This is a genomic window from Microbulbifer flavimaris, from assembly GCF_001641755.2.
In the GTDB taxonomy this organism is placed as follows: Bacteria; Pseudomonadota; Gammaproteobacteria; order Pseudomonadales; family Cellvibrionaceae; genus Microbulbifer; species Microbulbifer flavimaris.
Genome location: NZ_LRFG02000005.1, coordinates 72,637 through 84,790, shown reverse-complemented (window position 1 = coordinate 84,790; position 12,154 = coordinate 72,637). Strand labels below are relative to the sequence as shown.

Annotated in this window: 10 protein-coding genes; 1 reads left to right on the top strand and 9 read right to left on the bottom strand. The window is 59.4% G+C overall.

Annotated elements, in window-relative coordinates; all coding sequences use genetic code 11:
• Positions 1-242: 242 nt before the first annotated feature.
• Together gltS and AWR36_RS13215 are read right to left on the bottom strand one after the other, a co-directional pair.
• Positions 243-1,445 (bottom strand): sodium/glutamate symporter, encoded by a 1,203-nt coding sequence (gltS, locus tag AWR36_RS13220; protein ID WP_067085766.1) that lies wholly within the window; start codon positions 1,443-1,445, stop codon positions 243-245.
• A 158-nt stretch (positions 1,446-1,603) separates the two neighbouring features.
• Positions 1,604-2,434 carry an MBL fold metallo-hydrolase gene (locus AWR36_RS13215; RefSeq protein ID WP_067086313.1) on the bottom strand — a complete coding sequence of 277 codons (831 nt, stop codon included), beginning with the start codon at positions 2,432-2,434 and terminating at the stop codon, positions 1,604-1,606.
• A gap of 269 nt (positions 2,435-2,703) precedes the next feature.
• On the opposite strand from AWR36_RS13215, the gene hdhA reads away from it, so the two are divergent.
• Positions 2,704-3,471 carry a 7-alpha-hydroxysteroid dehydrogenase gene (hdhA, locus tag AWR36_RS13210; RefSeq protein WP_067085763.1) on the top strand — a complete coding sequence of 256 codons (768 nt, stop codon included), beginning with the start codon at positions 2,704-2,706 and terminating at the stop codon, positions 3,469-3,471.
• A 209-nt stretch (positions 3,472-3,680) separates the two neighbouring features.
• Here the strand turns inward: hdhA and AWR36_RS13205 are convergent, their stop codons facing one another.
• The 7 genes from AWR36_RS13205 to der all read right to left on the bottom strand — a co-directional run bounded on the left by AWR36_RS13205 (position 3,681) and on the right by der (position 12,056).
• Positions 3,681-4,922 carry a serine hydrolase domain-containing protein gene (locus AWR36_RS13205; RefSeq protein WP_231745337.1) on the bottom strand — a complete coding sequence of 414 codons (1,242 nt, stop codon included), beginning with the start codon at positions 4,920-4,922 and terminating at the stop codon, positions 3,681-3,683.
• 243 nt (positions 4,923-5,165) lie between these two features.
• Positions 5,166-5,672 (bottom strand): protein disulfide oxidoreductase, encoded by a 507-nt coding sequence (locus AWR36_RS13200; protein ID WP_067085756.1) that lies wholly within the window; start codon positions 5,670-5,672, stop codon positions 5,166-5,168.
• A gap of 22 nt (positions 5,673-5,694) precedes the next feature.
• Entirely contained in the window at positions 5,695-6,309 is a 615-nt protein-coding gene (locus AWR36_RS13195; protein WP_067085754.1) for a thioredoxin family protein, read from the bottom strand.
• Positions 6,306-8,348, bottom strand: coding sequence for a protein-disulfide reductase DsbD family protein (locus AWR36_RS13190; protein ID WP_231745336.1), 2,043 nt, complete (start codon positions 8,346-8,348; stop codon positions 6,306-6,308). The genes AWR36_RS13195 and AWR36_RS13190 overlap by 4 nt, the downstream gene beginning before the upstream one ends.
• Positions 8,349-8,436: 88 nt before the next feature.
• Complete coding sequence (tsaA, locus tag AWR36_RS13185) at positions 8,437-9,126, bottom strand: tRNA (N6-threonylcarbamoyladenosine(37)-N6)-methyltransferase TrmO (RefSeq protein ID WP_067085751.1); 690 nt, start codon at positions 9,124-9,126, stop codon at positions 8,437-8,439.
• Positions 9,127-9,143: 17 nt separating this feature from the next.
• On the bottom strand, positions 9,144-10,607 hold the full coding sequence (locus AWR36_RS13180) for an NAD-dependent succinate-semialdehyde dehydrogenase (RefSeq protein ID WP_067085749.1): 1,464 nt from the start codon (positions 10,605-10,607) through the stop codon (positions 9,144-9,146).
• 51 nt (positions 10,608-10,658) lie between these two features.
• Positions 10,659-12,056: a ribosome biogenesis GTPase Der gene (gene der, locus AWR36_RS13175; RefSeq protein ID WP_067085746.1), complete on the bottom strand. Its 1,398-nt coding sequence runs from the start codon at positions 12,054-12,056 to the stop codon at positions 10,659-10,661.
• Positions 12,057-12,154 lie beyond the last annotated feature (98 nt).

Below are 12,154 nucleotides of genomic sequence, written 5' to 3'. Positions count from 1 at the left end.
GCCAGGGTAAACGGGCCGGCAGAATTCACTGAAGATTCTCCCTGTGGTTATTGGATAGGCTGTGCTTATATCCTGCCCCGGTGATCCGGGGCTTTTTTCATTGCATGGCGACGAGCGCCGCTCTCTTCCGGCACGCCAAGCCCGAAACGTACCAACTTTCCTCAGCCCAACCCCGCGCCACTGTTGTTGACAGAGTGCCCCGCAGGCTTTTCGACAGCCGGCCCGTGCCCGATTGCCCCGGGCTATGACACAAGCTTCAACATAACATTCACAACCAGAGCATTGGCGATATCGATAAAGAAAGCCCCCACGAGCGGTATTACCAGGAACGCCTGTGATGAGGGCCCATGCCGCTCGGTGACCGCTGTCATATTGGCCAGCGCTGTAGGCGTCGCACCGAGACCGAGACCCGCATAGCCGGCCGACATTACTGCAGCGTCGTAGTCCCGCCCCATCACAGGGAACAGGATAAACAATACGTAAAGGGTGACCGCGACTACCTGTCCGGCAAGCAGTAAGACAATCGGCCCGGCAAGCCCCAGGAGAGTCCAGAGCTGCAGGCTCATCAATGACATCGCCAGAAAGAGACCGAGACTCAGGTCCGAGATGAGCGCCAATATGGCTGTGCCTGTGGGCCACGGCATCTGCTTGAAAATTAATGGAACCGTGTTCGTCATCAGGATACCGGCGAACAGGCAGCTGACGAAAAGCGGCATATTGATGTCCAGATGCTGCAGCAGCATATCCAGGTGCAAACCGATGCCGATCGCAATACTGATCATCAGAATCGCGTTCAGGACCGAGTCCACGCTAATCGTCTCATCTTTTTTTCCCTGGGGAACACCTACGGTAATATGCTCGTGGCTGGATGATTTCAGCCGGTAGCGGGTCACCAGCAGGTTGGCGATTGGCCCTCCAACAATTCCCCCGAGAATCAGCCCGAAGGTGGCACAGGCAATACCGATCTCCATGGCGTCCGCAATACCGTAGGATTCCTCAAGCAGGGAGGCCCATGCAATAGCGGTGCCGTGCCCGCCACTGAGTGAAATACTGCCACCGAGAATACCGACGACCGGATCCAGCCCGGCCAGGGAAACCACTGCCACCCCAATCAGGTTCTGCAGGAATAGCAGCCCCACGGCGAGTACCAGCAACGTCAATAACGCACGTCCCCCCGCCAGCAGACTACTGATGCGGGATGACAGACCAATACAGGTAAAGAAAACCACAAGAAAAACGTCCCGCTCCCTCAGGTCGAAAGCGAAGACACGGTCGGCGACTAGATACACCAGCAAAAAGAAGAGTGATGCCAGCACCCCACCTGTGACAGGCTCTGGTATGTTGTAGTGGCGCAGGAACCCGATTCTGGCAGTCAGGTACTTACCGAGAAACAATACCAGTATGGCGATGATGAGAGTCTGCCGGGGGCCTAGCGCATATTCCATCGCGCATTCACCTCCTCTGCGCATCTTTCCGTGTATCTGAAAGATAGGCCAGGACAGGTCAGGTGGCCCGCAAGAAGCCTACAGGGTGAATTTACGCGCTGGATCTGTGCGGCTCAGGTAAAACCCCAAACACCGTGAGGCATGTGTGCCCTGCCGGGTCAGCTTGCCTCCTGTCGAGGGAAAGCACCGAGGTCCACCTCCAGGCAGGAGGCAATCAGATTTCGCTTGCTGAAGTTATAGCGACTCACAATACCCACCATACCCTCTTTGCCCAGAAGCCTGCGTGTAATTTCCACCAGGGCTAATCCCTCTTGCCTGAGTTCCTGCGCGTCAGATGCCAGGTTAAGCAGGTAGTCGTATTTTTCCCGCAGCTTCTGTTTGCCATTCTCTACCACGCCCCGGTGTGGACAGAGGATGGTATCGAAGTCCCGCTCGAGCACGGTCCCGATGCTGTGCAGCAGGATCCCGACGTCCTCATCGCTGCGCAGTAATTTCAAATAGTTTGCGATATACAAATCAGCGCTGAACAGCCAGCCACGCTCCGGCAGCAGGTAGCAGTGCATGTCTTTGGCGTGTCCCGGGGTAAAGATGGCCTCGGTACTTTCACCACCGACGGTAATTTCCCCGGGCAGCTCACGGACTTCAGCCCGGTTCGGAGAGCCCCAGAACAGCCTCTGCATTGGCGGAATGCGAAAACCGCGCTTCAGGATATCCACCGTCCTGGCAGGGCCGATGGGCTGAACGCCGGTGAGCCTGTGGATGGCATCCGCATTACCACTGTGATCTTCGTGGTGATGGGTCAGCAGCAACTGCTTCAACGGCCGGGACTCGATAAAAAGCTTCACATAACGCCACTGATTACTCGGGCCGGTATCGATTACCGTGCTGCCAAGCCGGTAGACGATAAAAGTGGTATTCACCCCCAGGTTGAATCGGCCTACGCGAATCCCCTCCAGGTCCTGATAGCGGTAGTGTTTGATAACGGACATGATACCCCTGCCATTGAAAGCGATGCTGCCACCCGGCACGAGGCGATACCGGCGTAGCAGTGACTGGCGCCCATTCTTACTGAACAGGTCCCATTACTGAAGAGCCTGAGCTATTGCCATACTTGATCAAACCGATCGCTGAGGTAAACGCTGCCACCACTGCAAGGGCCCGATGTCGGCGGTATCAGCCGCTTGAGGGGGGCTCCTGCGGCAGCTATACCCTACTGATAAACCCCCACCAGCCTGCCCAAGATTGGAAATTCTCAGCCGTGTATGAGCCGTCCAGATTTCGCCTCGACGGCGCAGTAGCGTTGGTCACTGGTGCAGCCAGTGGTATCGGCCACGCCATCGCCGGGACTTTTGCCGCCGCCGGACCCGCAGTCGCAATTACCGACCGTGATGCCAGCGCAGCAGAAGCCGCGGCAGAAGCCATTTCCACCAGCGGTGGCATAGCGGTAAGTGGCGTCTGCGATGTGACCAGGGAGGCGGACCTGCTCGCGGCGGTAGAACTGACCTCGGAAAAGCTCGGGGGCCTGACGATACTGGTCAACAATGCCGGTGGCGGCGGACCCAAGCCCTTCGAAATGCCAATGGCGGACATGCGCCTCGCATTTGAACTGAACCTGTTTTCCGTTTTTAGGCTGTGCCAGCTTGCGGTACCGCACATGGAGAGGGCCGGTGGTGGCGCGATCCTCAATATCACCTCCATGGCGGCCGACAATATCAATGAGAGGATGGCCTCGTACGCGTCATCGAAGGCTGCCGAGAGCCACCTGACCCGCAATATCGCTTTCGATCTGGGCCCCAAAAACATCCGTGTCAATGCAATCGCGCCCGGGGCCACCCGAACCCATGCGCTGTCGACAGTACTGACCCCGGAAATCGAGGAGAAAATGCTGCGGAACACCCCGATCAAGCGACTCGGCGAACCGGATGATATCGCCAATGCAGCGCTTTTCCTGTGCTCGCCAGCGGCAAGCTGGATCAGCGAGCAGGTCCTCACGGTTTCGGGCGGCGGCGTGCAGCACCTGGATTGATGCATGGGCCTATGGACAGCAGTACACACTTGCCCATCAATGCCGGTGAACATCAGCAACCGCTGACTGGTCACGGTGCCGGAAACGATACCCTTTCTGCGCAATTTTCAGTTCGAACTGGGTTGGCGGCACTGCCGGCAGGACGATAGCCCTATGCTTGCGGATTTCCTTCAACCAGACCGGAGCACAAGCGTAAGACAGTGTGTTTGCTATTGCTGCAATCCGAGCAGATAGCTGGCCAGTGCATGGTAAGCCGGCAGGGTGGCAGGATCGTTTTCCGCATTGGCTGCTTTGGGGTGAGAGGCAAAACGCGCGATAACCATACGAGCCTTTGGATCTATATACAGCGACTGACCATGAACACCGCGAGCCATAAATGCTCCGTGCTCGTTGTTGGTAACCCACCACATATTCCTGTAACTCCAGCCACCCAGTAGTGCATAGCCGGCCTTTTCAAAATCCTTTTTGCTGCCCCCTTTGCGGATTTCCTGTACAACGGATTCAGGCACGATCTGCTGGTTGTTATAGTAGCCGCCACTGCGCATCATCTCACCGAATTTTGCCAGGTCTCGCAGCCCCAGATTCAGTCCGCCACCGGAGAAAGGCGTGCCCACAGAATCCACACTCATATAGGCATCCAGATCTGCCCCCAGTTTTTGCCAGATCCTCTCTGACAGCAAATCAGCGACAGACTTGCCTGTGACACGACTGATGACCCAACCGAGCGCATCGGTGTTGGCTGTTTTATAGTGAAAGCCCTCGCCATGCTTCCCTTCGGGTATAATGGTCTGCAAAAACTCGTAATAGCTCCTCGGCCCCTGGTACCCCTCCGGCTTGGGTAGCGGATTGCCTGCCCGCGCGTGCGCCCAAACCTCGGCTTCGGGGTCGGCGTAATTCTCGCTGAAGCGAATGCCGGTCGTCATATCCATCAGTTGCCTGACAGTCGCGTTGCCAAACGCAGAACTTGCGAGCTCGGGTACGTATTCCTTCACCAGCTGCCGCTCGTCCAGTTCGCCTCCGGCGACAAGCATCGCCGCCAGAGTGCCGACAAAGCTTTTCGTCATCGACATCGCCGCATGGGGCCGCAGCTCAGTCATCACCCCAAAGTACCGCTCGTACACGACCACGCCCTCATGCAGGACAATGATTGCGTCGGTATAGTTGCGCGATAAGGACTCTTCCCAACTGATCGACGCATCGATGCCGATTGGCCTGAATCGCAGTTGGTCAATGTCCCCATCGAGTTTCTTCTCCAGCGGTGCAGGCTGTCCGAGACCTCGCGCCACATTGACTGTGGGCATCAGCTGGCGCATGTGGGAGACAGTCCAGCGGAGCTGGGGGAACCTGAAGTAACTGCCATCATGAAAGCGGATCACTTTTTCATCGGGCGGTGGAAAGCCCTGCATCCACCCCAACAGGTGGGGGTCAGTCTCGGCAATACCTGTTTTCACTGCACTGCCTCCCTCCCCGGCCGCCGCCTGTAGGCCGGCCAACATCACGATAAAAACTATCGTTCCCCGAATGTGTTGCATGGTCTCATCACCAACGGATAGCTCTGTTGAAAAAGTCTGCGGCTATCAGCCAGCACTCGCATCCGGCAATGGATGGACAACTGACAGCGCACCCGCAACGATGAGCCGCTGCGGTAACCCGTAAAGGCAGGCGCTACCGTGGGGGCCTGATCATTGCCTCGCTCAGTTTGTCAGTGCCAAACGCAGTTTCAGGCCCCATTTGGACGTTGTACCGGAAGTGACCCAGGCCACTTCGCCGTCGCTATCGACAATGACGATGGTCGGTGTCACACGCACTCCCCAGGAGCCGCTCAGGGAACCGACCGGGTCATTCAGTGTGGGAAAAGACCAGCTCTTGCCGCCGAGGTACTGCTCCAGCTCGGCATCGCTACCGGATTGCAGGGCCACCGTCAGGATCTGGTTCTCGCTGGCCAGCTCGTCCACCATCGGCGACACAATACGGCAGTAGCCGCACCAGGTAGCCCAGAAGTACAGCAGCACCGGGCCACGTTCAGTCAGTCCCGCCAGATCGACAGCTTCACCGCTGATGGTTGTTCCCATCAGCGGTGGCAGTCGATCCCTTGGGATATCTCGCTGCTGGTAGAGACCCACTGCGGTGACCATCACGGCAGCCAGGAGCAGGAACACGGCTATCTGACGCAGGGTGGCCAGCCATTTTCGTGCGCTCACCGGAGATTACCCGAAGCGCCTGTCAGTACTTCACTGAACAGCCATAGGCGCGGGAGGAGGCGACCGGGATGGCCTCGCCACTCATGGAAGCATCCAGTGCGGTAGCGACGTAGTTAGTGGACTTGGGAATCACTGCCGGATTGGCGGAGTCGTTGTCATCGATCGCGCCAGCGTAAACCACCTTGCCTTCCGGGTTGATGATAAACATGTGCGGCGTGGTCTTGGCACCAAAGGCACGGCCCATGCTGCCGTCCGCATCCAACAGGAAGGGGGCGCTGGCGTTCAGATTATGATTCTTGGCCACGTCCATTGCCTCGGCAGGTTCCAGGTAGCCCTGCTTGCCCTTGGCGGACGAGATCACCGTCAGCCACTCTATTCCCTCGCCGGTGTACTTTTCCTGCAGACTCTGCATATTGCCGCTGCCGTAATGTTTCTTCACATAGGGGCAGTCTTTGTTGAACCACTCGATCACCAGCCACTTTCCTGCGTAGTCATCGAGGGAGTGGGTCTTGCCTGCGGCATCCACTTCAGAAAAGGCCGGCGCTTTCTCGCCGGGGACAGCAGCGGCGAATGCGACCATCGGCGCAGCAATTAACAGTGATGCAACCCAGCGGCTCAGAGAGTGTTTGATTTTCATGGTTTGTCGTCCTCTTTTGGTTGACGCGATGAATCCTCGAAGAGTCCGGTAATCATGCTCTCCTGCAAAATCTGTGGCAGAAGTTCCGGGCGGCTTGCCCCCGGGGCGTACCAGGCGTAAACGGGTACGGAGTTGCGGCCCAGTTCCGCCAGCGCGCGGGTGATTTCCGGATTGTGGTCGGTCCAGTCAGCCCGCACCAGATAGACATTATTGCGCTGGAATACGTCCTGGATCTCCGGCAGGTCCAGCACCAGTTTCTTGTTGACCTGGCAGGTGATGCACCAGGCCGCAGTGTAGTCGATAAATACACCGCGCCCCTGTTCGCGGGCATCAGTGATGGCAACCGGGTCGAACGGTGCCCAGATACCAGTTCCCGCCACTGGCGCCTTGCCCTCCCGCAGCTGCAGGGCAGAAAAAGCCACTACCAACGCGAGGGCGGAAAACGAATAGCCGACGATGCGCCCGCCCCTGCTGATGGTCCGCCCGAGCCAGATGGCAAACACCAGCGCCACCAGCAGCAGTGATCCGATCAGCCAGCCATCCTCTCCCAGCAGGCGCCCGAGCACCCACAGCAGCCAGATTACGGTGAGGTAGAGCGGGAAGGCGAGAAACTGCCGCAGCTTGTCCATCCAGGGGCCCGGCTGGGGCAAACGTCGCAAGAGGGGAGGACTGGCGCAGAGCAACAGGAACGGCGCAGCGAGGCCCGCGCCCAGGGCGAGAAAAATGGCCATGGCGGAAACCGCCGGCAGCACCGCTGCCGCACCCAGTGCGGCACCCATAAATGGACCGGTGCAGGGGGCGGCGACAAACACCGCCAGTACACCGGTGGCAAAACTTCCACCGCGACTGCTTCCGGCCAGGTTCATCAGTCGCTGGCCAAATTCAAACAAGCCACTGAAAGAGAGCGCCATCAGCCAGAACAGCGCGATCAGCGCCAGCACCACCGGTGCAGACTGCAGCTGAAACCCCCAGCCGATCGCCGCGCCGCCGGCACGCAGGAGCAGTAACAATGCGCCCAGCGCAGCAAAAGTCGCCAGAACGCCCGCACCGTATAGCAGTGCCTCGCGGAGACGGTGTCCGGCGCCGCTGTTGATCAGGCCAAACACCTTGATGGAGAGCACGGGGAACACACAGGGCATCAGGTTCAGGATCACCCCGCCGGCAAAGGCCGCCAATACCAGCAGCCACAGGGATTGCGCCGGTGACTCTGTCAGTTGACCGAATGGCACGTTCTCAAGAGACCAGGCCCGGGCACCGTCACTGACCACAAAGCCGGCTGCCCTTACGGGGCTGGCACCGGGCACCCGCTGAAACCTGTAGACGACCTCCCCATCAAGGCGCTCCACTTCTGGCGCCGCCGCAGTGAGCAGCCCTCCGTCGAGGGGGAAGACCTGAGGGAAATCTTGTCTCTCTCCCCGTCCCTGCAGGGTCAACACAACCTGTTCGCCCTCTTCTGCCAGTTCCGTAGCTCGCCAGGGGCTGGAGCTTTCCGCTCCGGGAACCCGCGCCAGGAAACGTGCGACCAGATCCCGATCGGCGGGATCCCACACCTCGCGCCCCACGACCGAGCGCTCCAGGCGCAGGGTACCGAACCCGGGAATGCAATCAACCTTGCACACCAGCCACTCCAGGTTCGCTTCCAGTACTATCTCACGGGCACCTGTGTCCGGTGTTAACGGCAGCAGGTAGGCGACATTACCCTCATAGCCGAGGTTGGTGAGATGTTCGATGGGGAGGCGTTTGGGAAAAGGCCAGAGAATCTCGCCGGTTTCTGCGCCCGCAATGTTCAGGTCGAAGCGCGGCGCCGCGCCGGAATCGCCGGCATTGCGCCAGTAAACATGCCACTCCGGGTCCACCTCAAAATAGAAGCCGATGGTCGCCGGCTCTCCGGCAGCAAAAGTTTCCGGCGCCAGCCAGCGCACCCGGACATGGTCGCCTGTGGCAGTTTCCTGGGCAAAAACGGTTACCGGGCCGCAGAGCAGGAAACTGACAAGTGTGAGCAGAAGCGCAGCGAGGCGACGGGCAATCACAAACTTCACTCCTCCTTTTACGGACGGGACATAAGACATTTTTACGGTGCTCGCATCCACTCGGATTGCCGCAGCAGGTGGTCAATCCCGCGAGCCATCACTCATCATCCAGGGCAACAACCTGAATTGACTGGCCCTGGTAACGCCAGCGCAAATTGAACCCGCACAACGCCATACCGTACACCCGTTGTGGATCCGGTTTCTGGTAGGCGGGCTTGGGATCCTGTGCCAGTACCTGCTCGATCAAGCGCGGGAGATCCGTCCCCCAGTCGTCGCGGTAGGCCCCGGCCTTCCTGCGAACAGCATCCGGAATTTCAACGGCGAGGGGTTCCGGCGCGTTATCCGCGAACGCACTGTGGGCGTCCCGAAGCGCATCCGCGTAGGGCACATAGGGCTTGATATCCAGGACCGGGGTGCCGTCGACCAGGTCGGCACCGCCGATGATCAGCTCCACTCTGGGGGAGGTGCGCACCTCGAGCAGGCGCACTACCGAGAGGCCGATATTGTTGGGGCGAAAAGGCGATCGGGTGGCGAGAACGCCGAGTTTTTTGTTGCCACCGAGGCGCGGTGGGCGGACTTTGGTTGACCACTGGCCCGCGGCCTGGTGAAACTGGAAAATTACCCAGATATGGGTGTTGTCTTCCAGCCCTGCCACCGCGTCCGCCACATCGAGTGGCGGCAGCAGCTCAATGGAGGCGCGGCTCGCATCGGCCAGCAGTGGCTGGCGCGGCACTCCAAACTTTTCGCCGAAGCAGGAGTGCACGCGCGCGATGGGCTCGATATTCATCGAGGGAGGATGGCTGTTTACTTGTCGATTCCGCCGAGGCAGAGATATTTGATTTCGATGTAGTCGTCGATGCCGTACTTGGAGCCCTCACGGCCTACACCGGACTCCTTCACACCGCCGAAGGGAGCCATTTCGTTGGAGATAATGCCTTCATTGACACCCACCATGCCGTATTCCAGCCCCTCACTCACGCGCCAGATACGACCGATATCACGTGAGTAGAAGTAGGACGCGAGACCGTACTCGGTATCGTTGGCGAGCTTGATGACCTCTTCCTCGGTGGAAAATTTGTACAGCGGTGCAACCGGGCCGAAGATCTCCTCGCTGAAGATTTGCATATCGTCCGTGACATCGGTCAGCACGGTCGGCGCATAGAAACAGGCACCCATTTCGCTCGGGCCGCCTTCGACCGGCGCATTGGCCCCCTTGGAAACGGCGTCTTCCACCAGTGCCTGCACATCTTTCACAGCCTTGGTGTTGATCATCGGGCCGACCTCGACACCGTCCTCGGCACCGTTGCCCATTTTCATGCCCTGTACGGCCTGGGCAAACTTCTTCGCGAAGGCATCATAGACCCCATCCTGCACGAAGATGCGGTTGGCACAGACACAGGTCTGGCCGGCGTTGCGGTATTTACAGACAATGGCGCCCTTGACCGCCTCATCCAGGTCCGCATCGTCGAACACGATAAACGGCGCGTTGCCACCCAGTTCCATGGAGGTTTTCTTGATGGTCTCGGCACACTGGGCCTGCAGCTGCTTGCCCACGGCAGTGGAACCGGTGAAGGTAAATTTGCGCACCAGCGGGTTGGAGGTCATCTCCGCACCGATCTCGCGGGAGCTCTTGCCAACAACCACGTTGAACACGCCCGCGGGAATACCGGCCTCTTCCGCCAGCACCGCCAGTGCCAGTGCGGAGAGCGGGGTTTCGGAGGCGGGCTTGCTGACGAAAGGACAGCCGGCAGCCAGTGCCGGCGCCATCTTGCGCGCGATCATGGCACTGGGGAAATTCCACGGCGTCACCGAGCAGGTCACACCGACGGACTGCTTGATCACCACGATGCGCTTGTCTTTGGAGGGCGGCGCGATCACGTCGCCGTAAACCCGCTTCGCCTCTTCAGAGAACCACTCGACGTAATTGGCCCCGTAAACCACCTCGGTCCTGGCCTCGGACAACGGCTTGCCCTGCTCGGCGGTGAGAATTTTTGCCAGGTCGTCGGCGTTCTCAATAATCAGGTCATACCAGCGACGCAGGATTTTGGCGCGCTCCTTGACGGTGGCATCTCGCCACGCCGGCCAGGCCCGGTTGGCAGCCTCGATCGCGCGGCGGGTTTCCGCGGCGCCGAGGCTGGCAATGCTGGCGACAACTTCGCCGGTCGCCGGATTGGTTACATCGAGGGTGGCCCCGGAATCGGCGTCGATCCACTTTCCGTCCACATAGGACTGGGTGCGCAGCAGCGAGGGGTTCTTCAGGTCCAGCATTGCGTTCTCCTTTTGCCTGCTGGTTGGCCCCGGAGGTCGGGGCTGCAACCATTATTTTTTCTTTTTCACGAATTTCATCAAGCGGCGCTTCTTGGCCTTCTGCCGGTCGGTCAGTTTGTTCTTGCGCCCGGCGTAGGGGTTGTCGCCGGTGCGGAACTCGATCTTCACGGGCGTACCGTGGAGTTCCAGCGCCTTGCGGAATGTCTTTTCCAGGTAGCGCACATAATGGGACGGTACTTTTTCGGTCTGGTTTCCGTGAATCACGATCACTGGCGGATTCTGCCCGCCGGCATGGGCATAGCGTAACTTGATGCGATGCCCGTGCACCAGAGGGGGTTGGTGCTCACTTACCGCCCACTGCAGGATGCGGGTCAGGTGATTGGTGGAGAGTTTGTCGGTGGCAGACTGGTAGGCCGCTTCGATGGACTCGTAAAGGTGACCCACCCCGGTACCGTGCAGCGCGGAGATAAAGTGGATGTCGGCGAAATCCACAAAGCGCAAGCGCCGCTCCAGCTCGGTCTTGACGAAATCCCGGTGATCCGCCTCGAGTCCGTCCCACTTGTTCAATGCCACAACCAGGGCGCGCCCCGCCTGGATCACACTGCCCATCAGGTGCATATCCTGGTCAACGAGGCCCTCTCTGGCATCGATCACCAGCACCACTACATTGGCATCTTCCACCGCCTGCAGGGTTTTCACGATGGAAAACTTTTCCACCGACTCCTTGATGTTTTTACGCCGACGGATACCGGCGGTGTCGATCAGGGTGTAGGGTTTTCCGTCCCGGTCGTAATTGATGTAGACACTGTCACGGGTCGTTCCCGGCTGGTCGTACACCACCACGCGCTCTTCCCCGAGCAGGCGATTGACCAGCGTGGACTTGCCTACATTGGGGCGGCCGACAATGGCGATCTTGACGCCGGTGGCCTCATCCTCTTCCTCGTCTGCTGCCGCCTGCTCCGGTAAGCCATCCGCAACCCGCTGCATCAGGGAGCGCACACCGCGGCCATGGGTAGCGGTGGTGGGGAAAAGCTCACCGATACCCAGCTCGTAGAAAGGCGCCAGTGCGATATCGGGGTTGACCCCATCCACCTTGTTGGCCACCAGCAGTGTCGGCTTGGAGCGGTTACGCAGCTGCTCGGCAATCATCTCATCGGCAGGCGTAAGTCCATCGCGACAGTCCACCAGGAACAACACGAAATCAGCTTCTTCAATGGCCTGCATGGACTGCTGTGCCATGGCCGCATCAATGCCCTCCTCGCCGCCGGTAATACCACCGGTATCGACCAGGATCATTTTCTTCCCATCGATTTCCGCTTCGCCGTACTTTCGATCGCGCGTCAGACCGGCATAGTTGGCCACCAGGGCATCGCGGCTTTTGGTGAGCCGGTTAAACAGGGTGGATTTACCCACGTTGGGGCGCCCGACCAGGGCAATTACTGGCAGCATAACTCAGTCTTCTCTGGGCAAAACGGATTTGCCATAAACACGAACGCCCGCGTAGCGCGGGCGGTACAACGTCTCCGCGCGTGCGTGGCGCGGCGGAC